Raw genomic sequence first — 21,967 nt, 5'->3', positions numbered from 1 at the left:
AAATGGCCTATGCCATGGTCTGTGGTCGAAGTACAAATCGACCATAGACCAAAGACATAGGCCATACACTCACCATGAAACTGACACTTATCGGCGCAGGCCCGGGCGATCCCGACCTGATCACCCTCAAAGGGGTCAAGGCCCTGCAAAAAGCACGGGTCGTGTTGTACGATTCCCTTGCCCATCCCTCATTACTGGATTACTGCCCGGAGGATTGCATCAAAATCCTCGTCGGCAAACGCTTCGGTAAAACCAGCTGCGGCCAGGACGAAATCAACGATCTGATCGTCGAAAAAGCGCGTCAATATGGTGAGGTAGTGCGGCTGAAAGGCGGCGATTCGTTCATATTCGGCCGCGGGTATGAAGAGCTCATGTTCGCCGCGGAACACGGCATTGAATCCGAAGTGATCCCCGGCATTTCCAGCAGCTACGCAGCACCGGCATTAGCGGGCATTCCATTGACTTCGCGCGGTATGAGCGAGAGTTTCTGGGTCATAACCGGCACCACCAAGCAACACGAACTTTCCAAAGACGTACGGCTCGCCGCGCAATCGACAGCCACTGTCGTTATCCTGATGGGCCTTCACAAATTGCAGGAAATCGTAAGCATTTACTCCGAACTAGGCAAATTCGACGAATCCATCTCCATTATCCAGAACGGCACGCTCGAAAACCAGAAGGTGGTTACGGGTAAAATCGGCAATATCGTACCGCTTTCACAAGTCAGCGAAATGGGCTCGCCTGCGATTATCGTAATCGGAAAAGTGGCGGCGTTACCCGATCTTTCTTATGATCAGGTACGCGAAATGATGCAGCAATCGCAGTCGGTAGCGGATTAAAGCAGGCCCAGCAACCAGTCGAGACTGATGCGGTTTTCATGCCCCCTGAATTCGACGAAATAGATAATTCCCGCCAGAATCACGTAGCTGATAAACAGCCACTTTTTCTTCACTTCGTACTGGTCGCGGTGGTGAAAATAGTCGTACACCATTGACGCCGTGAAGCCGAAGATCATCAGTATAAAACACAGCATACCGCAATCCTGGCGGTAATGCTTATACGTATGCAACGCGGGCGCGCCGAGCACGAGGTACATCAGCCACATACCGAAACCGGCGCGGTACAGGTAGACGCTTAGTCTGCGATCATTCTTGATGTCAAATAATCCTTCCAGCATAGCATTAATTCTACTGTTTGAACCAGTGAATATAAAGAAAACGAAAGAGCAATCCTAGATTCGGGATTGGGTAGTTGCGCCACAACCGCCTAATTTACAACGCGTCTAAGCTTAGAACCCTTGCCGTTCAACGGGTTATTTCGGGTAAAATACAATCAAAGTGTTAACTTTGCAGCCTAATTACCGTTTTAGTACAAGATGTCCCTTACATGAAAGCGTTCTCCACCCATTTGTTCCTGAAAGTCCTAAATGCGATTTCAAGACTATCCTGGGGAAAACTTTATAAGCTCTCCGATATCTGCCGGTTCCTCATTTTCGATATCGGCCAGTACAGAAAAAAAGTCGTATTGAGCAACCTGCGCAATAGTTTTCCTGCATACGACGAGAAGAGCATCCGCGCGATCGCGACCAAATTTTACCGCAATTTCACCGATATCATTTTCGAAACGATCAAACTCAAATCAATTTCCAGGGAGGAGCTTCTGGCCAGGATCGATCTCGACGTGTCTATTTTGGACCATTACTACGAGAAAAACCAAAATCTGGTCGTAGTTGCGGGACACCTGGGAAACTGGGAAATGCTCAATCTTTTTGGTTCGGCGCGACTGTCGCACCAGATGATTGTCGTGTACCACGAACTTCAAAATGATCTGTTCGAAGATTGGTTCAAGAATGTAAGGACACGGTTCGGGACCGAAATGGTGACAATGAAGGAGGCCATTTCCAAAGCCATGCAACCGCGCGAAAGGCCGTTTATATTCATACTGATCAACGACCAGTCACCCGTACCGGAGAAAGCATTCTGGACGAAATTCCTGAACCAGGATACGGGCGTGTTCCGTGGTGTGGAGCTGATCGCCCGGCGGCTCAATTCTCCTGTTTTGTACATGGCCGTTTTAAAGAATGAAGCAAAAAGAGGGTTTTATAAAGGCTATTTCAAACTGATCACGGAAACACCTAAACTGGCCCCTAATAACAGCATTTTACAGGCACAGATTGGCTTTCTCGAACGGGACATCATTCAACAACCCGAAAACTGGCTCTGGTCACACAAACGCTGGAAACACAAAAAGCCGGAAAATCTTCCACAATCACAGTTACTTCAGGAAATCCAAAGTGAATAAACCGGTCAAGTTCCTTATTCTGCGCTTTTCCTCCATCGGCGACATCGTGCTTACGACGCCTGTGGTGCGCTGCCTGAAAAAGCAGATGCCGGAAGCCGAAATCCATTATTTTACAAAAAGCAAATTTGAGTTCCTGCTGCGGGATAATCCTTATATCGACAAGGTATGGCTGCTCGAAAAAAACAATGCTGCCGAGCTGCTTTCCCTGCTCAAAAAGGAAAAGTTCGACTACATGATCGACCTGCATCGCAACATCCGCACGCTCCGCATTAAATGGACGCTCGGCGTGCCCGCATTCAGTTTCGAAAAGCTGAATGCACAGAAGTGGCTCATGACGCAGTTCAAGATCAATTACCTGCCCGATAAGCATATCGTGGACCGTTGTCTGGACACCCTCAAAACTTTCAACATCAGGAATGACAGCGAAGGGCTCGACTATTTTGTTCCCTACAAAGACCAGGTGGAACTGGAATGGCTGCCCGAAACGCACCGGAAAAGCTTCGTCGCGTACGCGATCGGCGGGCAACATTTCACGAAGAAAATGCCCGCGCCGAGAATGATCGAGCTGTGCCGGAAGATCAACCATCCGGTGATATTGCTAGGCGGTCCCGAAGATTTCGAAGCCGGGGAAGCCATTCGTCTCGCATTAGGCGATGACCAAATTTTGAATGCTTGCGGCAGATACAATTTCAATCAATCGGCTTCACTCATTCAGAAGGCACTGATCGTCTTCTCGCACGACACCGGGCTGATGCACGTAGCAGCCGCATTCAGGAAGAAAGTGTATTCGATCTGGGGCAATACCATTCCCGAATTCGGGATGTATCCCTACCGCACCGCATTTGAAAAACTGGAAGTAAAAGGCCTCGATTGCCGGCCGTGCTCGAAGATCGGTCACAGCAAATGTCCAAAAGGCCATTTCAAATGCATGAACGATATTTCGTTCGATTTCCCGATCCCAGAACTCCCGCAGCAAAATTAGTGTTGCATTTCCGTCCGATATTCATCCACACAAACATCCAAAATGGCAAAAAAAGTAAACATTGGTCTGGTGCAAATGAGCTGCACTTCGGACATTGATGCTAACTTTCAGAAGGCTACCGAAAAAATCCGTGAAGCTGCGCAAAAGGGCGCGAATATTATTTGTCTGCAAGAGTTGTTCAAATCGCTCTATTTCTGCGACGTTGAAGATCATAGCAATTTCAGCCTCGCCGAGGCCATTCCGGGTCCGTCTACCGAGGCGCTGGGCGCGTTGGCGCGGGAACTGGGCGTGGTGATCATCGCCTCACTTTTTGAAAAACGCGCACACGGCTTGTACCACAACACTACCGCCGTGCTCGATGCCGACGGGGCTTACCTGGGCAAATACCGTAAAATGCACATCCCTGACGACCCGGGTTATTACGAAAAATTCTATTTCACCCCTGGCGACGCCCCGGTTACCGAGCAGGATACCGACGGCTACCGGATTTTCAATACCCAATTTGCCAAAATCGGCGTCCTCATCTGCTGGGACCAGTGGTACCCCGAAGCAGCCCGCATTACCAGCCTCATGGGCGCCGAAATCCTCTTCTACCCTACTGCGATTGGCTGGGATGTGAATGAGAAAGATCCTATTATCAATGAAGAACAATACGGCGCGTGGCAAACCGTGCAGCGCGGACATGCCGTCGCGAATGGCGTGTATGTAGTGTCCGTGAACCGCGTGGGGCGCGAAGCCGACCAGCAGTTCTGGGGAGGATCGTTCATTGCCAACCCGCAGGGAAGACTGCTTTACCTGGCCCCGCATGAGGGCGAAGTGACGCATGTGGAAGAACTGGACCTCGAAAAACTCGACTTTTACCGCACCACCTGGCCATTCCTCCGAGACCGTCGGGTGGATTCCTACCGTCCTATTTTAAAGCGGTTTATCGACCAGTAGTATTTTAGAAATATAACTATTTTAATATACACAAAAAGAGCACCCTGCCATCGGGGTGCTCTTTTTTATTGCCCTGCCCATTTTCACGCGGTCATCAGCGAAAATGAGTCTAGTAACCCAATGTTACAATTTTATAAGAATTCAATTTCAGTAAATACCTATATTTTAGACAATTACGGGCCTAAAATTGCAGTATTAATCTACAAAACTGGTAGGAAGCGCTAAAAATCGGATTAGTAAAACTTATTATTAAATTATTACAATAATAGTCTGTATTGATTTTAAATGACCAACTTTTATTGCAAAAAACTTCAATTTTTAAATCTAATCTCTTGCATTATTTGACATTGTCAGTATATTTGAAAAGTCATTAAACGAATGACAGAACTTCTAAACCGAGGATATATTCCAGCCGCACATGAATATATCTGACCGTGTTGAGAGGAGCTTACTGAAAGCCGGATGAGCCGAAACACGGACGCCGGGTAAGTTACGCTCCAACACAATATAATTTTTTTAATACAGGTTTCTTGATACCGTGGACAAACACCGCTTGTCGACGTCTGGCTTTTTCATGGCCTCACCGAAACGATCTGACCTGTTTGTCCTCGATTAAAGAGGGTATTGCTTTCCGGAAAAGCAGTGTTGCAAGCTTATGGCTGTGTTGTTCTGTCCACGCGAAAGTGTGTGCGGCGCACGGAAGTGTGGACGCCACACAGCCATAACTTTTTCTCCTCCTACTACTACCACCTAACAATTTTAACCACTGATCCCCATGCGTAAAGTTCTACTCTTTTTTATATGGGTTTGTCTGTGTTCCCCGGTCGCTTTCGCACAAGTGCGCCAGCTCACCGGCAAGGTAACAGCGGCCGAAGATGGTCTCGGACTTGCAGGCGCGTCGATCATTTACAAAGGCACCAATGTGGGTACAAATGCCGATGCCGACGGTAATTTCAGCTTTTCGGTTCCGGGTGACGGCGTACTCGTCATTTCATATGTGGGTTTCCTGATCAAAGAAGTGCCGATCGGAAACCAATCCAAATTCGACATCAAACTGGACGCCGACACGCGACAGCTTGCCGAGGTGGTGGTGACCGCATTCGGTATCGAGCGTGAGAAAAAGGCGTTGGGATATACAGTACAGGAAGTAAAAGGCAGTGCATTGACCGAGTCGCGTTCGACGAACGTGGCAAATGCACTTTCCGGTAAAATAGCAGGCGTCCGCGTGCAATCGAACGGCGGCCCGGGCAGCGGCTCGACCATCCAGATCCGCGGTTCTTCTTCGGTTTCGGGCAACAATCAGCCGCTGATCGTCATCGACGGCGTGCCGATGGAGCAAACCGCCAACAAAACCTGGGGTGGCGGCATTTCGGAGATCAATCCCGACAATATCAAGGAAATGTCCGTACTCAAAGGCCCGAACGCGGCTGCATTGTACGGCTCGCGTGCCGCCAACGGTGTTATCCTCATTACTACTAAAAACGGCCAGGGTACGAAAGGGTTGGGTGTGGATATCAACTCTAACATCACTTTCGAACGCCCGTGGATCAAACCGAAATTTCAGAACACTTATGGCGGCGGCAATGGCTACCGCACCTGGTATAACGACGGATGGAGCGGCAATATCACCGATCCGACAGAAATTGCGCAATATCGCGCCGTTTACGACGCAAGATATCCTCTCGTAGGATCAGAAGGGACCGATGAAAGCTGGGGAGCTCCGATGGACGGGCGTCTGGTGAGACAGTGGTGGACTGGTGACGATGTTGCACCACTGACTCCTCAGCCCGACAACTGGGATGAGTACTGGAACACCGGCCGCACAACGACCAACAGCATTGCATTGAACGGCGGTAACGATAAGGGCTACTTCCGCCTAGGCCTGAGCCGTGTGGACCAGACGGGTATCATGTATTACAATGATTTTCACCGCAATAACTTCCGCATTAACTCGGGCTATAACCTGACCAAAAACCTGAGCATTACGCTTTCAGGAGAATACATCAAGTCAGGTTCCGACAATAAGAGCTACGGCAGCGGACAGGAATTCATCTGGTCGCACCGCCACGTATCGTGGGCGCAGCTGCGTGACTACGAGAGCTACATCGACGTGCACAACCAGCGCGGCAACGACACCGACCCGCCTAACTGGCAGCATACCTTCTTCACCAACCCTTATTTCTCTCAAAAGAAGCTTCCGCAAAGCAACGAGAAGGACCGGTTGCTGGGTAACATTGCATTGAACTACAAAATCCTGCCTTCTCTGAGCATTATGCTCCGCAGCGGTACAGACTATTGGTCGGATACGCGCATTAACGTGTCCAACTTCCTCCGCGTCCGCAATGGCGTGCGCACGCCAGGCCGCTTCTCCGAAGAAGTATTGCGCAGCCAGGAAACCAACTCGGATTTCATGCTGACCTACAACAAGAATATCAATGCGGATTTCGGATTGAATGTGCAGGTAGGAGGTATTAAAAGGACCAATTATTACAAAAGAAACTATTTCTATGTGGGTGAAATGGTGGTAGACGGCCTCTACAATGCCGGCAACTCGGTACCGAGCCAGAATACGATCGAAAGCCTTATACGGAAATCGGAAACGCAGAGCTTGTTCGGAACGGCTAACCTTTCATGGAAAGATGCATTGTTCCTGGATTTAACGGCCCGTAACGACTGGTCGAGTACGCTGCCGGCGAATGCCCGTTCGTACTTCTACCCTTCCGCTTCATTGAGCGCCGTGCTGACCGAACTGTTCGATGTAAAAAGCAATGTGTTCACGTTCGGAAAGGTGCGCGCGAGCTATGCACAGGTAGGTAACGACGCCACGCCATACCAATTGGCCCAGACATTCCTCGCGAAAGGTTCGTGGAACGGCGCTGTGCCCAAGTTCTCCGAAAACATCGAAATCGCGAACAGCGGCCTGAAACCGGAAATTACAACCGGGCTTGAACTGGGCGCGGACCTACGCTTTTTGAAAGGCAAAATCGGATTGGATGTGACTTATTACAACCAGACGACCAAAGACCAGATCCTCGGCGTGGAAATTTCGAAAGCGAGCGGCTACAACACCCGCATTCTGAATGCAGGAAAAATCACCAACAAAGGAGTTGAAATCGCGATTTCGGGCACGCCGGTGAAACTTCCGGGCGGTTTCAGCTGGGATGTGTCGCTCAACTGGGCGCGCAACCGCAACAAAGTGGTGGAACTCGCCGAAGGTTTGACGACCTACACCCTTGCCACACAGCGCGGTATGTCGTCCGAAGCCCGCGTAGGCCAGCCGTACGGCACATTCTACGGCGTAGGTTTCCAGAAACACAACGGACAGATCGTTTACGGCGCGAATGGCCTGCCATTGACAGCCGCCGGACAAAAACTGGGTAACATTCAGCCCGACTGGATCGGCGGTATGCTGAACACATTCAACTACAAAGGCTGGTCGCTGAGCGCATTGGTGGACGTTCGCATGGGTGGCGACATCTACGACGAAGGTACCGGTACAGCGCGGTGGACAGGCCAGTATGCCGAAACCGCATTAGGCCGCGAGGAAGGTGTGATCGGCCAGGGTGTACGCGAGGTAACGGCTGCGGATGGTTCGAAATCGTATGTTCCCAACGACATTATCGTAACCGCCAACCAGTTGTATGGTTATGCCAACCCACGTAACTACCACGAATCGGCGATCTTCGATGCCAGCTATGTGAAATTGCGCGAACTCTCGCTAGGCTACTCGTTCAGCCCTGCATTGTTGAAAAAAGTAAAAATCCAGTCCGCCAAAATCTCCCTTGTGGGGCGCAACGTCTGGATGATCTTCAAAAACACACCGCACATCGACCCTGAAATCGATGCGAAAGGCGGGAACGAACAAGGATTCGGTTACGGCGAGCTGCCCAGCTCACGCAGCATCGGTGCAAACCTCTCGCTGTCGTTCTGATCCATTCAAAATCATTTGAAGACCTAAAAGCATTACGAGATGAAAAGCATTTTGACTCATAAAAACATCTGGATGACCGCCCTCGCAGGCGCATTGAGCATCACCAGCTGCACCAAGGATTTCGATAGCATGAATGTGAGCCCGAACAGCCCGACGGCAATCGGACCGCAATACCTGCTCCCTACCGGCATCGAAACATCCGTAGACCGCTACTGGGGCCACCGCGACCGCTTCGAGCGCATCAACATCGACGCCGCCGAACTGTACGTGCAGCATCTGACCCGCAACATTTACAGCAACGAAGGCGACGACTACACCGTTTCGCCCGCATTGCTCTCCAACAACTGGAAAGGCTTTTTCAACGAAGGCCTGCTCAACTTCCAGCGCATTATCAATCAGACCAACGCTGAATCCGCTTCACCTAACGCTAATTATGAAGGAGTCGCGCTAGTGATGCGCACCTGGGTATTCTCCTTGCTCGTGGATATGTACGGCTCCATTCCCTACACCGACGCCATTAAAGGCACAGCTACCGAGGCTGTTTACACGCCCAAGTACGATTCGATGGAAACCATTTACGCGGGTTTGCTCAACGATCTGAAAACGGCGAACGAAAAGCTGTCGGTAACCGGCCCGGCCATCGCGGGGGATATTTTGTATGAAGGGAATATTTTGAAATGGAAAAAATTCGCCAACTCGCTCCGTCTGCGCCTTGCTAACCGTCAGGCTGCCAAAAAACCGGCCGAGTCGAAGGCGATATTCGCCGAAATCCTCGGCGATGCGACCAAGTTCCCGATTTTCACCAGCAATGCTGACAATGCATCCCTGAAATGCACCAGTGTCCTGCCGAGCAACAACGAATGGAACCAGATCCTGATCCAGGGCGGGCGTACCGACTGGAACATCAGCAAGACGCTGGCCGACAAAATGAATGCTTTGGGCGACACCCGCATTACCGTGTATGCCAATCCTAACAAGGACGGCTTGTACCAGGGCCACGCCAACGGCCTGCCCGACGCCATCGCGACCGGCTATCTCGCCACCAGCTCGACGATCGGGAAAGCATTCACCGACGCGGCAGCGCCCGAGGTGATCATGACTTTCGCCGATCTGAACTTCATCCTGGCCGAAGCAGCCGTGGACGGCGACATTACCGGCGACGCGAAAAAGTATTTCGAGGAAGGCATTACCGCCTCATTTGCACAGTACGGCCTCACCCCTCCCGCGGGTTACATCACCAAAGCCGGGCCCGTGAGCAAGGAAAAAGTACTTGAACAGAAATGGATCTCACTCTTCGGACAAGGCGTGGAAGCATGGATCGAATGGCGCAGAACAGGCTTCCCGGTTTTCCCTGCACCCGACCCGCGCGCGGTGCTGAACAATGGAGGCATCCTCCCGACCCGCTTCAACTACCCGGCCTCGGAATACTCGCTGAATGCAGCCTCAGTAGGTGACGGTGTGAAGCTTAACGGCGGTGCCGACGACATGAAAACCAAGCTGTGGTGGGCTGAGAAATAACGGTTTATTCCCAATTCAAAGACTTTATAATTATGAAAAATATCAAATCGCTTTTCCCTTCCGCCTGCCTGCTGCTTGCATTGTCGCTCGGGTTTGTGTCTTGCAAAGAAGAAGACCCCTTCCTCGACCGCGATGTAGCCCCGGTACTGGTGGACATTGTAGGCGCCCCATTCGGCGCGCCCATTGCCAGCGAACCGACCGTAACTTACTCCGCCACCGCCGAAAAACTGACACTTTCGGCCAGGCTGCTGGAACTCGACAAGACCAACATTTTGGACCATACCAAAGGCATCGACTCGATCCCGGTACCTAATCTTGCGATCAAGATCACCCTTCGCACAGGGGCGGTCCTGGGCGAGGTTACTTCCGATGCGCAAGGTGTCGTCAAACTGGAAAAAACCTGGGCAGACCTGGGCGTTGCCGCACCGAAAGCGGGCAGCATTACCAAGATATCCTGGTCGGGCAGCCACAAGGGAATTGCATTTACGCGATTCTCGCAAGTACAGGCTAACTAATTGAAAAACAACCTATATACGCTTCTTAGTTAACCCATCAATTTGTAACTTGAATCAAGATTTTTGCTCCTTAATATTAATCGTCACGTACTTAAACTTTTGAACAATGAACCAAAACATCGACCGTCGTAACCTTTTAAAATCCGGTTTAATGGCATTGGGTGGAATGGCCATAGCCCCACACCTTACCGCCGGCGCATTTGAAAATACACCATTGTCGCTGGACCCTGAGAGCCGCATTTACCGCAGCCCGATGGTGAGAGAGCATTTCCTGCCCAACGACTTCAAAGCTCCGAAGATCGTTGCCAAATTAAGTTCGAACGAAAACCCGTACGGTCCGCCGATGTCGGCACAGAAAGCGGTAGCGGAATCCGTGAAAAACGGTAACCGTTACGCATGGAAGGAAATGTACGACCTCATCGATAAAATCGCTAAAAAAGAAGGCGTTACCGCCGAGCATATTATGATGGGCCCGGGCTCTTCCGACCTGCTCGAAAAAGTAGCATTGGTCACTTTTATGAAAGGTGGTAACATCGTTTCAGCCGACCCTTGCTACATGTCGCTCGTGAGCGTGGCGAAATCGGTAGGCGCTACCTGGAAGCCCGTTCCGTGTACAGCAGACTGGTCGCACGACCTGAAAGCAATGGAAGCGGCGATCGACAAGGATACCAAACTCGTTTACGTTTGTAACCCCAACAACCCGACCGGCGCCATCACGAAAGGCCAGGACCTGCTCGATTTCTGCTCACGCGTGTCCGAAAAAGTACCGGTATTCGTGGACGAAGCTTACATTGAACTCGCAGTAGGAGCCGATACCCAGAGCATGGTTTCGCTTCTGGCCCAAAAGAAAAACGTGATCATCGCCCGCACATTCTCGAAAATCATGGGTATGGCCGGTATCCGCGTGGGTTACATTGCCGCGCAGCCTGAGTTCCTCGCTGGCATCAACAAAATCACCCGCGGCGGAATGGGTATCTCCTACACGTCGATCTTCGCGGCTTCCGCCAGCCTCGACGACAAGGATTTTCAGGGCAATACCCGCAAACTGAACCACGAGGCCAAAACATACCTCTACGAAAACCTCGACAAGATGGGTTACAAATACATCCCGTCCTACACCAACTTCGTGCTCTTCCCGATCTCTATCCCGGGCAAGGAGCTCCTCAGCAAAATGACCGCCAAAGGCATCGCCGTCCGCTCTTTCGACGTCCAGAACAAACCCTGGTGCCGCGTGAGTATCGGTACGATGGATGAAATGAAGGCGTTTGTGGGGGCATTGGGGGCATTGAGCTAACATTTTGCAAGTCCTTCGACTTCGCTCAGGATGACACGTGAAGTTGTCAGTCTGAGCGCAGTCGAAGACAGTCCTTACCGACTTCGCTCAGGATGACGTCTTGCAAGTTGTCAGTCTGAGTCCAGTCGAAGACCGTCCTTACCGACTTCGTTCAGGATGACGTCTTGCAAATTGTCAGTCTGAGCGCAGTCGAAGACAGTCCTTAACGAATTTCACTCCCGTTACTTTACCTCGTTAAAACACCCCGCGAAAGCGATACCCTTCTTAATCTTCGATACACTCCTATTACTTTAAATATTCCTGACCATGAGTGACGCATTACAAAAAACCATCACGCTATTATTACTAATTGCTTTGGGATTGTTGCTCAAAAGCAAATTCAAGAATAAGGACCAAACCAACGGCATCAAGGAGATTATCCTCTCCGTGGCGCTACCCTCAACGATATTTATTTCCTTAATGAAAATTGACATCGATTCGTCGATGTTTATTATCCCGCTCGTTACGCTGATCTTCAATTTCCTGATGTTCTTTTCCGCTCCGCTTGCATTCGCATTGTTTGGAATAGAAAAGAACAGCCCTACCGGCCGCACATTGATGATGCTCATTCCTTCCCTGGCGCCGGGGTTGTCCTGTTTTCCCTTCATTGCCGAGTTTTTGGGAGAAAAAAGCCTCGCTATCGCCGCATTGGCCGATGTCGGCAACAAATTCTTCGTGCTTATTTCCTTGTACATTCTCGCTATGAATATGTTTTTAAAAAACAGCGACGACAAGGAAACCAAAATGGGCGGAAAGCTGAAAAGCCTCTTTGCGAGCATGTTTCAGGAGCCAATTAACCTGCTGATTTTCATTGCCATTATCCTACTTAGCCTGGGTATCAATTACAACTCCTTGCCGCCACTGGTAGTGGATATTTTTGATAAAACCAGCGCAATGATGACGCCGCTTGTGTTGCTGTTTATCGGCTTGGCCGTGCAACTAAAAGAGGGCAAGAAGCGTATCGTTGCAAGTATACTGTTCTTCCGCGCGGGCATTACGATGCTCATCAGCGCGGGGATGATCTACGTCCTGAACATTACCGACCTGAATATGGTATTGCTGTCGATCGTAATTCCATTGAGCGCCGCCAGCTTCTGGCCGCTCGCCCACATTTCCGCATTCAACCTGCGGGAAGACGCGAAAGGCCTGGCCAGGGAAAAAAGAACATTTGACCTGGAACTCGCTGTGTTGTTACTTGCATTCTCATTACCATTCTCAACGATATTAATTTTAGCCATTTTGTCTTCCGGTTCATTCTTCGCACATACCTCAACGCTCATTACCGCCGGGCTCATCCTGATCTGCCTTGGTGCGGTGCCCAATGCGCTGAGTAAGGTATTTGTCAAAATGTCGAAGGCATCTTCCTAATCCAGCACTGCATGAAATTTCTGACCACCAGTATTTTTTCACTCCTGTCACTTACAGCTTTTGCCCAAACCGAACTGACGGCCGTCAGCGCGATCCAGTCGCAGGCGACGATCCGGATTTCGAAAAGTACCAAGCGGTGCAAGTATTTCTCTGCCAGTGCGCCGGTGACAATGGCCGACGGCAGCGTCAAATCCATCGCGGATGTACGTGTGGGTGAGCACGTGAAGACCTGCAAAGACGGCAAAACGGCGATCACGCAGGTGAGGCAAATCGATATTTTCGACCAACCGACCTCGCCGCTAACCGCGGTGTATTTACGGCCCGCCGAAGATCATGCGACTCCCGAATCGCCGATCGTACCCGCATTGCTGCTCGAAGCTACGCCACACCATTACGTGCAGACGAACCATGGCAGAAAGCGGATGAAGAAGCTCTCGAAAAAGGATATTTTGTACCATTATGAGCCTAGTACCGGCATTGTGTCGTCCTGGAAAGTGGGCGCGGTACAGGAGAATGCGCGGCACGTGAGCAAGGCCTACAACCTCGAAACGGTGGACGGCACTTACCTGGTCGACAATGTGATGGTGGCCAACAACTGACTTTATTATTTACTCGACAATCCGGTAAAGCCTCCTTCGCGGGGCTTTATTTTTTTGGGCTGCTTCGAACCTTTTACGACCTTTGCACTTCATTTTTGAGCAGAACAAATACATTACATATTCCGTGACGGCAAATACCGCTTCATCGACACCCCGCGAACTGGGTTTTACTTTCCCGGCCGAGTGGGCCCCGCACCGTGCTACCTGGCTTACTTTTCCACATAATGACGCCTCGTGGCAAGGCGACAAGCTCGCCAAAATGCGTCCGCAATACCTGGCATTCATCAAGGCGATCAGCGAGGGAGAAAATGTGGGCATTATTGCCAACGACGAAGCATTGAAGCAGTTCATCACGGGCGAACTCGTCAAAACAGGCGTGGATTTAGGTAAAATTGAATTTATAGTAAAACCTACGAACGACGCCTGGTGCCGCGACCACGGGCCTTCTTTTTTGGTTAATCCCAAAACCGGCGAAAAAATGATCGTCGACTGGGGCCATAATGCCTGGGGTGGCAAATACCCGCCGTATGGCGATGACAACCGAACGCCCCGCGCCGTGGCCGAATACCTGAACCTGCCGGTCGTCAATCCGGGGATCATTATGGAAGGCGGCTCGGTGGAATTCAACGGGGCCGGCAGCCTGCTCACCAGCAAATCCTGCCTGCTGAACCCGAACCGTAACCCGCATTTGAACCAGGGCCAGATCGAGCAGATTCTATGCGATTACTACGGCATCGAGCAGGTTTTGTGGGTAGAGGACGGCATCGTAGGCGACGATACCGACGGCCATATCGACGATACCACGCGGTTTGTGAATGAAGATACGATTGTGGCCTGCATCGAAACAGATCGTAACGATGAGAACTTTGCAGTACTAAACACCAACCTGCAAATGCTAAAAGAAATGCGTTTGGTGAATGGCAAGCAACCCAACATCATCGAGCTACCTATGCCGAAAGCCGTCATTATCGACAATTTCCGCACGCCGGGCTCCTACGCAAACTTTCTGATCTGTAATGCAGGTGTAATCGTACCGGTATTCAACAACCCGCACGACCAGATTGCCATCGATATTCTGGAAAAAGCATTCAATGGCAGGAAGATCATTCCGCTTTTAGCTACGGAAATCATCTGGGGTCAGGGTAGCTTCCACTGCCTGAGCCAGCAGGAGCCGCTGGTTTAACATACAATGCCCGGTCAGGCGAATAGCTTACCGGGCATTTTCTTTTTTCAGCGATCCGCCAAATTCTCCCAATCCGTACGCTCGTGCAGGAATACATTATAATCCACAAAACCACGGATGCCGTCTACCCAGCCCTTTTCGCTGTGTTGCCAGAACAGCACGTGCGCGTCGGACGCGAGGTCGTTCAGGTGCGTACGCGAGTAGCCCGCTAGCCAGAGCGGGTATTCGTCGAAGTTGCCGGCGATGTATTTTTTGTAATAATGCTCGTTGACATAGATGATCGGCTTCACACCGTAATGCGCTTCGATGAGCGTGAGCCAGTTGCGGACGCCTTTGATGATAATGTCGTCGGGCTTGCCGCCATTCACTTCCAGATCCAGCACGGGCGGTAAATCGCCTGCCTCCATACTTACCTGCCCGATGAAGTTATCTACCTGCCGGTCGGACATCACCCGTGGGTTGTAGAAATGGTAAGCGCCGCGCTTCATTCCTACTCTTTTAGCTTCGGTCCAGTTCCGTTTGAATTGCCTGTCCAGGTGCGTCGCGCCTTCCGTGGCTTTAATATAGACAAAATCAATGCTTACATTCTCGGAGCGGGCGCTTTTGAGTTTGTCCCAATTGATCTTCGCATTATGGTGCGAAACGTCGATCCCATGGACCGCGTAACGTAATGGCAGCTTAATGCCGAACTTGCTGATGAACTCCCACTGATTTTCGTCGGTACGGTCGTTCCACCAGATCAGCCCGCCGATCACCACTACAATGGCTCCGATAATGGCCCAACCCTTCGCTGGGAGCGGTTTCAGGTATTTTGCTTTACCAATACTTAATGAGGTGCGGGTCTTCTTTTTTGCCATACCGTGCAAAATTAAGAAAGATCGCTATTCCCGGCATATTGCCATTCATTTTAGATAACTACCATTCATGTACTATGTAATGCATAGTACCTTACATAGCCCATATATTTGAATCAACAAAACGGAATTATTAGCCATCATTTAAAAGAACATAGCCATGAAACCTTCAATGAAAACAATCGCAATGACAATGGTAATCGCTGCCACCTTCGCATTCAATTCTTTCGCGGAAGATAAAGAAAGCAAAAAAGCAGCCGCTTTCGGAACCGGTATTTTCGCCTCCAACAGTGGCAAGATCCACGTCAACGTCGACAAGTACACCAGCGACAAGGCCGTGGTAGTGATCACCAACCGCAGCGGGGCAACCTACTATCGCGAAACAATCGGTCGCGACACTGACAAGTTCAGAAAAACCTTCAATGTGAACGAGTTGCCTGCCGGCACTTACACCATTCAGGTTTCTGCAAACGGTCAGAAAACGGAGAAGGACTTCGAAGTAGCCGAGAGCCGCACCGAACGCCAGATTTCCATCAAGTAACCTACCCTATCCTGTCAACAAAATGGCCAGCTCCGACACCGGAGCTGGCCATTTTGCATTTGTATTTTAATCAGGATCAGATCACGACGTTCACGATCCGCTTCGGCACTACGACCACTTTCTTGGCCGGCTTGCCTTCCATCCATTTCTGAACGGTCGCGTCCGCCAAAACTTCCTTCTCGATTTCGGCCGGAGGCGTATCCAGCGGGAACGTCAGCGAAGCACGGACCTTTCCGTTTATCTGCACCGGATATTCGAATACCGATTCCTGCACATATTTCGCTTCAAATACGGGGAATGCCGCTTTCGAAACACCGCCTGCCTCATTGCCCAATGCAGCCCACAGTTCTTCCGAAATGTGCGGCGCATAAGACGAAAGCAGGATCACAAGTTGCTCCAAAACCTCTTTGCTCTGGCATTTCTGGCTGCCCAGCTCATTTACGCACACCATAAATGCGCTCACAGCCGTGTTGAATGAGAAGTTTTCGATATCCTCCCCGATCTTTTTGATCGTTTTATGCAAAATCTTCAACTCCTCGGGCTTCGCCGGAACCTCTTTGACCTGCCACTGGCCGGTTTCGGTGTAAAACAAGCGCCACAACTTGCGGATGAACCGGTAAGTACCATCGATACCATTCGTGTTCCACGGTTTTGCCTGATCCAATGGTCCGAGGAACATCTCGTACAGACGCAGGGTATCAGCCCCGTAGCGCTCCACGATGTCGTCGGGGTTCACGACGTTGAATTTGGATTTCGACATTTTCTCGACTTCCACGCCGCAAATGTATTTGCCGTCTTCCAGGATGAATGTAGCATTTTCCCCGGCAATGTCGAGACGTGTAGCTTTGAATTTCTCCACATCCAGCACATCGTTTTCGACGATATTTACATCCACGTGCAATGCGGAAACTTCGTATTGTGATTTCAAACCGGCACTTACAAATACCGGCTTGCTGTAATCTTCTCCTTTCACCCGATACACAAAATTGCTGCGTCCCTGGATCATCCCCTGGTTGATCAGCTTCTTGAACGGCTCCTCTTCCTGCACAAAGCCACGGTCTTTCATGAATTTGTTCCAGAAGCGGCTGTACAACAAGTGGCCCGTCGCGTGTTCGGTGCCGCCGATGTACAAATCCACGTCCTTCCAGTAGCCGATCGCTTCTTTCGAGGCGAATTCATTTTCGTTTTTCGGGTCCATGTAGCGGTACCAGTACCAGCTGCTTCCCGCCCAGCCCGGCATGGTGCTCAGCTCGTAGCCATTGCCCGAGCCACGCTCCCAGCCTTGCGCACGGCCCAGCGGCGGCTCGCCATTTTCAGTCGGCAGGTATTTGTCCACTTCCGGCAGGTTCAACGGCAGTTCGTTCAAGTCCAGCAAGTAAGGTACCGGCTGGCCTTCGCTGTCGTTTTTGTAATAAACGGGCACCGGCTCGCCCCAGTAACGCTGACGGCTGAACACCGCGTCGCGGAGACGGAAGTTGATCTTGCCTTTCCCTAATTCTTTTTCTTCCAGCTGATTGATCAGCTTGTCGGTGGCCTCTTTATAAGTCAGCCCATCGATAATGCCCGAATTGATATATTTTCCTTCCTTCGTCGCGTCGGCTTGCGTTTCGATGTCTTTTTGCGCGTCGAGGATCGGGATAATAGGCAAATTGAAATGTTTAGCGAAGTTCCAGTCGCGCTGGTCGCCGGATGGTACGGCCATTACCGCGCCCGTTCCGTAACCTGCGAGCACATAATCCGCAATGTAAACCGGCACCTTCTCGCCGCTGAACGGGTTGAGCACGTAAGCGCCCGTGAATGCGCCCGAAACCGTTTTCACATCCGACATCCGGTCACGCTCCGATTTCTTCTGCGTCATCGCAATGTACGCATCGATCTCCCAGCGTTGCTCCGGCGTCGTGATCACGTCCACCAGCTCATGCTCCGGCGCGATTACCATAAACGTCACGCCGTAGATCGTGTCAACCCGGGTTGTAAATACTTCGATATTAGCATCAATACCATCCAATGCGAACTTCACCAACGCTCCGACAGAACGTCCGATCCAATTCCGTTGCTGCTCCTTCAATGACTCGGTCCAATCTACCGTATCCAACCCGTCGATCAACCGTTGTGCGTATGCGGTAATGCGCATCATCCACTGGCGCATCAGTTTCTGGATCACGGGGAAACCGCCACGCTCCGAAACGCCGTCCTTCACCTCGTCGTTCGACAATACCGAACCTAATCCGGGACACCAGTTCACCGTAGCGTCCGCGACGTAGGTCAGGCGGTATTTCAATGTCATTTTATATTGCGCTTCTTCCGACCATGCATTCCACTCTTCGGCGGTGAATGCGGGGGTATCCTCGTCGGCGGGCGCATTTACTTTGGCATTACCTTCCTGCGCAAACTTCGCGGTCAGCGTTTCGATCGGCTCTGCTTTGTCGGTATCGTTGTTGTACCAGCTGTTGAACAGCTCGGAGAAGATCCATTGTGTCCATTTGTAATAGCCGGGATCGGAGGTCCGAACTTCGCGGCTCCAATCATAGCTCAACCCCAGGTTTTTCAACTGTTCGATGTAACGGGTAATATTCTGCTCCGTCGTGATCGCCGGGTGCTGGCCGGTCTGGATCGCATATTGCTCGGCAGGCAGGCCGAAGCTATCGAAACCCATAGGATGCAGCACATTAAAGCCTTTCAGCCTTTTGTAGCGGGAATAGATGTCCGAGGCGATATACCCCAGCGGGTGGCCTACATGCAAGCCCGCGCCCGAAGGGTAAGGAAACATGTCCAACACATAATACTTGGGCAGATCCGACGCGTTCGACACGCTGAACGTGCCGTGTTGCTGCCAGTAATCCTGCCATTTTTTTTCTATTTCCCGATGACTGTACTCACTCATATCCTGTTAGTTGTTATGCTTTTCCCGGGTATCGGTGTGTATATCCGCCCAAAATACTGATTATCAGAAGGTAAAGCTTTTGTTTGTTTCTATTTCTCCAAATAAACCGCAAAAATAGCGTTTTTTGATCGGATTCGGTTTGTTCGTTTCATTATTACGTTGTTACGGTTGGCGGGCACAGGAGGCTCCTCCTGGGCCGCGGATTGCCGGCGCCTGCATTCTGTGTGACCGGCACCGTTTTTTTATGCTTCATGGATGCCGAATGCGGGGCTATGTCTACTTTTGTGTTTCATTCATTAAATTGCCTGTAAGCGAAATCGCACAAAATCAGGCCCATATATCAGCACTGTGGCTATTAATCAGGATAATGTAAGGCTTGTTTTCGGACTCAAACTCAAACAGCTCCGGCTCGACAAAGGGATGTCGCTCAGCGAACTTTCCCAGAAATCCGGGTTGTCTATTTCCTATATCAATGAAATTGAAAAAGGGAAAAAGTACCCGAAAGCCGACAAGATACTTGCATTAGCGAGTGCCATCGAGGTCGATTACGACACGCTGGTTTCGTTAAAACTGAGCAAACGGCTCGAACCGATTTCCGACCTGCTCAGCTCGAATATCCTGACGGAGCTTCCCCTCGAACTGTTCGGTATCGATCCCGCCAACCTGCTCGAAATCCTTTCCGACGCGCCTACGAAGATCAGCGCGTTCGTGGGGACACTTATCGAGATCGCCCGGAATTACAATATGTCGATCGAGAAGTTTTATTTCTCGGCATTGCGTACTTACCAGGAGATGCACGACAATTATTTCGAGGATATCGAAATCGAAGCGGAACGCTTTCTGGCAGAACACAATGTGGCAGCCGCAAGCCTCCTCGACGAACAACAGCTCGAAACAATCCTGAAAGACCAGTACCAATACACGATCGAACCCATTAATGAGCGCAACAACCCCGAATTCGCTACCGTACGATCGCTTACCATTACCAATTCAGCCGGAACGCGACTGCTGATCAATGCACATTTATCTTCCGTCCAGCGGGCATTTATCTACGGACGGGAAATCGGGTATTTGTATTTAAACCTGAAAAATCGCCTGCACACAACCGCGCTGGTAGAAGCGGAATCGTTTGAGCAGCTTTTGAACAACTTCAAGGCTTCCTATTTCGGCAGCGCCATTATCATCAAAAGGAGCCTGCTGGTACCGGCCATAGCCGATTTTTTTGCACAAAAAACCTGGCAACCCGAGCGGCTCATCCAGCTCATCCACGATTTCAATACCACGCCGGAGTCGTTCTGCTACCGGCTCAGCAATATCCTGCCGCGCTATTTCGGCATTAACCAGATTTTCTTTTCGCGTTTCAACAACTTCGTCGGGCAGAACCTGTTCCACATGACGAAGGAAATGCATATTTCGAGAAAGCACTACCCGCATACCGTGCGCGATGAGCATTACTGCCGCCGGTGGGTCGCGCTCACGATCCTGAACGACCTCGGCGATATGATCCAGGCCAAACAGCCGCCGCGCATTCTGTGCAAAGCGCAGAAATCTACCTACATCGATACGCAGGACCAATACCTGGTAGTGAGTTTCGCGCAACCGATGTCGCCCACGCCTAACCTGAACGTGAGCGTGTCGATGGGCATTTACCTCGACGAGCAGACACGGGAGAAACTGGCATTTCTCGACGATCCCGCACTGACTGCCAGGGAAGTAAACCAGACCTGCGAGCGCTGCTCGCTTTTCGATTGCCGGGAGCGCATTGCCGCGCCGGTGATCCTGCAAAAACGGCACAAAAACGAAGAACTCCGGAAAGCACTGAAACGGATGATTAACTGATCCTTTCCGGTTACTTATTATATTTAAAAACGTAAACCCGGGAAATTTTGAACCTTCGATGGGGGTTTCCTGTACAATGAATGTCTGATAAGTACCTCGCCGGTTGCTATTAAAAAAATCTTAGAAATAGGCAGGCGAAAACTTACAGTTCTCTTCTCAACTATCTTTGTTTATTATTTGAAGAAAATGCTATGCCCGGCACTTATGATTTTGAGGATCTCATTCTAAAACTGTCGACGCCCTTTTATATCTGTCTGATCGGTCTTGAGGTCTTTTTAACATACAAAACATCCCACGGGGAACTGGCCAAACACCCGGCCTATTCTTTGAAAGATACTTTAACGAATGCGGCGCTCATGCTGCTCAATGGCGGGATCGATCTGCTTTTCCGCGCCGCTTACGTAAGCGTACTGATCTGGTTTTACAATTTCTCCTTCGTGGAACCGATCGCTGACCCCTGGTTGTACTGGCTTGCATTGTTCCTCGCCGAGGACCTGGCATTCTACACGTTACATTATGTCGATCACCATTGCAGGCTGTTCTGGGCTGTGCATGTAACGCACCATTCGTCGGAGCATTTCAACCTGACTACCGGTTTCCGGTCGTCGGTATTCCAGCCGCTGTACCGTTTCATTTACTTCATTCCGCTCGTATTGGTCGGTTTCAACCCGGCCGACATTATCGTGATGTATTCGATCACACAGATTTACGGCATCATCGTTCACACCGAATATGTGGGCAAACTGGGCTGGCTGGAATATATTTTCGTGACGCCCTCGCACCACCGCGTGCACCATGCGAGCAACATTCAGTATCTCGACAAAAACATGGGTATGTGCCTGATCATCTGGGATCGCCTGTTTGGTACTTTCCAGGAAGAACTTCCCGGCGAACCACCACGGTACGGCCTCACCAAATCGGCGGAACCGCAAGGTTTGGGCCAAACCGTTTTTCACGAATGGAAGGCCATCGGCGAAGATTTCGCGCTGCCAATAAATTTTAAAACAAAGCTAAAATACCTCTTCAAAGCGCCGGGATGGTCGCCGGACGGCTCGCGGGAAACGAGTAAGGATTTGCAGCGGAAGCTCGCGGCGCAAGTGATCGCAGACCACCGACCGCAGACCGCAGACCACGAACAGGCTGTCGATCGCGAATATGTAAATCAGCAGATTTAAGATCG

General features: G+C 50.7%; 17 protein-coding genes. 14 read left to right on the top strand and 3 right to left on the bottom strand.

Annotated elements, in window-relative coordinates; genetic code table 11:
* Positions 1 to 74 precede the first annotated feature (74 nt).
* A complete protein-coding gene (cobA, locus tag BMW93_RS15850) occupies positions 75 to 839 on the top strand; it encodes a uroporphyrinogen-III C-methyltransferase (protein WP_090377998.1) in 765 nt (254 codons plus the stop codon).
* On the opposite strand, the gene BMW93_RS15845 is transcribed toward cobA, so the two are convergent.
* Complete coding sequence (locus tag BMW93_RS15845; protein WP_090377995.1) at positions 836 to 1,177, bottom strand: hypothetical protein; 342 nt, start codon at positions 1,175 to 1,177, stop codon at positions 836 to 838. The two genes, cobA and BMW93_RS15845, sit on opposite strands and share 4 nt — an antisense overlap.
* Before the next feature lie 209 nt (positions 1,178 to 1,386).
* Between BMW93_RS15845 and BMW93_RS15840 the strand changes: the two genes are divergently transcribed.
* From BMW93_RS15840 to BMW93_RS15795, 10 genes are all read left to right on the top strand, one after another.
* Positions 1,387 to 2,301: a lysophospholipid acyltransferase family protein gene (locus tag BMW93_RS15840; RefSeq protein WP_090377992.1), complete on the top strand. Its 915-nt coding sequence runs from the start codon at positions 1,387 to 1,389 to the stop codon at positions 2,299 to 2,301.
* The gene (locus BMW93_RS15835) at positions 2,294 to 3,283 is read left to right on the top strand and encodes a glycosyltransferase family 9 protein (protein ID WP_090377990.1); all 990 of its coding nucleotides are present in this window, start codon (positions 2,294 to 2,296) and stop codon (positions 3,281 to 3,283) included. The genes BMW93_RS15840 and BMW93_RS15835 overlap by 8 nt, the downstream gene beginning before the upstream one ends.
* 42 nt (positions 3,284 to 3,325) lie before the next feature.
* Complete coding sequence (locus BMW93_RS15830; protein ID WP_090377987.1) at positions 3,326 to 4,222, top strand: carbon-nitrogen hydrolase; 897 nt, start codon at positions 3,326 to 3,328, stop codon at positions 4,220 to 4,222.
* Between the two features lie 775 nt (positions 4,223 to 4,997).
* Entirely contained in the window at positions 4,998 to 8,153 is a 3,156-nt protein-coding gene (locus tag BMW93_RS15825) for a SusC/RagA family TonB-linked outer membrane protein (RefSeq protein WP_090377984.1), read from the top strand.
* Positions 8,154 to 8,192: 39 nt separating this feature from the next.
* Complete coding sequence (locus BMW93_RS15820) at positions 8,193 to 9,671, top strand: SusD/RagB family nutrient-binding outer membrane lipoprotein (RefSeq protein WP_090377981.1); 1,479 nt, start codon at positions 8,193 to 8,195, stop codon at positions 9,669 to 9,671.
* A 32-nt stretch (positions 9,672 to 9,703) separates the two neighbouring features.
* On the top strand, positions 9,704 to 10,186 hold the full coding sequence (locus BMW93_RS15815) for a hypothetical protein (protein WP_090377978.1): 483 nt from the start codon (positions 9,704 to 9,706) through the stop codon (positions 10,184 to 10,186).
* Positions 10,187 to 10,292: 106 nt separating this feature from the next.
* Positions 10,293 to 11,480: a histidinol-phosphate transaminase gene (locus BMW93_RS15810; protein WP_090377975.1), complete on the top strand. Its 1,188-nt coding sequence runs from the start codon at positions 10,293 to 10,295 to the stop codon at positions 11,478 to 11,480.
* Between the two features lie 306 nt (positions 11,481 to 11,786).
* Positions 11,787 to 12,887, top strand: a complete 1,101-nt coding sequence (locus BMW93_RS15805; RefSeq protein WP_090377972.1) for a hypothetical protein — start codon at positions 11,787 to 11,789, stop codon at positions 12,885 to 12,887.
* Positions 12,888 to 12,898: 11 nt separating this feature from the next.
* Positions 12,899 to 13,486, top strand: a complete 588-nt coding sequence (locus tag BMW93_RS15800; protein WP_090377968.1) for a hypothetical protein — start codon at positions 12,899 to 12,901, stop codon at positions 13,484 to 13,486.
* 124 nt (positions 13,487 to 13,610) lie between these two features.
* The gene (locus BMW93_RS15795; protein WP_090378831.1) at positions 13,611 to 14,669 is read left to right on the top strand and encodes an agmatine/peptidylarginine deiminase; all 1,059 of its coding nucleotides are present in this window, start codon (positions 13,611 to 13,613) and stop codon (positions 14,667 to 14,669) included.
* Positions 14,670 to 14,716: 47 nt separating this feature from the next.
* Here the strand turns inward: BMW93_RS15795 and BMW93_RS15790 are convergent, their stop codons facing one another.
* Positions 14,717 to 15,526 carry a glycoside hydrolase family 25 protein gene (locus BMW93_RS15790; RefSeq protein ID WP_090377966.1) on the bottom strand — a complete coding sequence of 270 codons (810 nt, stop codon included), beginning with the start codon at positions 15,524 to 15,526 and terminating at the stop codon, positions 14,717 to 14,719.
* Between the two features lie 169 nt (positions 15,527 to 15,695).
* Here BMW93_RS15790 and BMW93_RS15785 point away from each other — a divergent pair, with 169 nt between their 5' ends.
* Positions 15,696 to 16,064: a carboxypeptidase-like regulatory domain-containing protein gene (locus tag BMW93_RS15785; protein ID WP_229240486.1), complete on the top strand. Its 369-nt coding sequence runs from the start codon at positions 15,696 to 15,698 to the stop codon at positions 16,062 to 16,064.
* A gap of 76 nt (positions 16,065 to 16,140) precedes the next feature.
* On the opposite strand, the gene leuS is transcribed toward BMW93_RS15785, so the two are convergent.
* Complete coding sequence (leuS, locus tag BMW93_RS15780) at positions 16,141 to 18,948, bottom strand: leucine--tRNA ligase (protein WP_090377963.1); 2,808 nt, start codon at positions 18,946 to 18,948, stop codon at positions 16,141 to 16,143.
* 348 nt (positions 18,949 to 19,296) lie between these two features.
* Here leuS and BMW93_RS15775 point away from each other — a divergent pair, with 348 nt between their 5' ends.
* Both BMW93_RS15775 and BMW93_RS15770 read left to right on the top strand, forming a co-directional pair.
* Positions 19,297 to 20,787 (top strand): helix-turn-helix domain-containing protein, encoded by a 1,491-nt coding sequence (locus BMW93_RS15775; protein ID WP_090377960.1) that lies wholly within the window; start codon positions 19,297 to 19,299, stop codon positions 20,785 to 20,787.
* A 326-nt stretch (positions 20,788 to 21,113) separates the two neighbouring features.
* A complete protein-coding gene (locus BMW93_RS15770) occupies positions 21,114 to 21,962 on the top strand; it encodes a sterol desaturase family protein (protein WP_229240484.1) in 849 nt (282 codons plus the stop codon).
* Positions 21,963 to 21,967: the final 5 nt, after the last annotated feature.

Source organism: Dyadobacter sp. SG02 (assembly GCF_900109045.1).
Lineage (GTDB): Bacteria > Bacteroidota > Bacteroidia > Cytophagales > Spirosomataceae > Dyadobacter.
The sequence above is the reverse complement of the archived record's forward strand: the minus strand, read 5'-3'. Positions and strand labels throughout refer to the sequence as shown.

What these genes read in the sequence shown, in the direction of transcription:
- BMW93_RS15810 (WP_090377975.1), top strand. Translation starts at nt 10,293, where the DNA reads ATGAACCAAAACATCGACCGTCGTAACCTTTTAAAATCCGGTTTAATG.
- BMW93_RS15800 (WP_090377968.1), top strand. Translation starts at nt 12,899, where the DNA reads ATGAAATTTCTGACCACCAGTATTTTTTCACTCCTGTCACTTACAGCT.
- cobA (WP_090377998.1), top strand. Translation starts at nt 75, where the DNA reads ATGAAACTGACACTTATCGGCGCAGGCCCGGGCGATCCCGACCTGATC.
- leuS (WP_090377963.1), bottom strand. Translation starts at nt 18,948, where the DNA reads ATGAGTGAGTACAGTCATCGGGAAATAGAAAAAAAATGGCAGGATTAC.
- BMW93_RS15805 (WP_090377972.1), top strand. Translation starts at nt 11,787, where the DNA reads ATGAGTGACGCATTACAAAAAACCATCACGCTATTATTACTAATTGCT.
- BMW93_RS15815 (WP_090377978.1), top strand. Translation starts at nt 9,704, where the DNA reads ATGAAAAATATCAAATCGCTTTTCCCTTCCGCCTGCCTGCTGCTTGCA.
- BMW93_RS15820 (WP_090377981.1), top strand. Translation starts at nt 8,193, where the DNA reads ATGAAAAGCATTTTGACTCATAAAAACATCTGGATGACCGCCCTCGCA.
- BMW93_RS15825 (WP_090377984.1), top strand. Translation starts at nt 4,998, where the DNA reads ATGCGTAAAGTTCTACTCTTTTTTATATGGGTTTGTCTGTGTTCCCCG.
- BMW93_RS15840 (WP_090377992.1), top strand. Translation starts at nt 1,387, where the DNA reads ATGAAAGCGTTCTCCACCCATTTGTTCCTGAAAGTCCTAAATGCGATT.
- BMW93_RS15785 (WP_229240486.1), top strand. Translation starts at nt 15,696, where the DNA reads ATGAAAACAATCGCAATGACAATGGTAATCGCTGCCACCTTCGCATTC.
- BMW93_RS15845 (WP_090377995.1), bottom strand. Translation starts at nt 1,177, where the DNA reads ATGCTGGAAGGATTATTTGACATCAAGAATGATCGCAGACTAAGCGTC.
- BMW93_RS15790 (WP_090377966.1), bottom strand. Translation starts at nt 15,526, where the DNA reads ATGGCAAAAAAGAAGACCCGCACCTCATTAAGTATTGGTAAAGCAAAA.
- BMW93_RS15830 (WP_090377987.1), top strand. Translation starts at nt 3,326, where the DNA reads ATGGCAAAAAAAGTAAACATTGGTCTGGTGCAAATGAGCTGCACTTCG.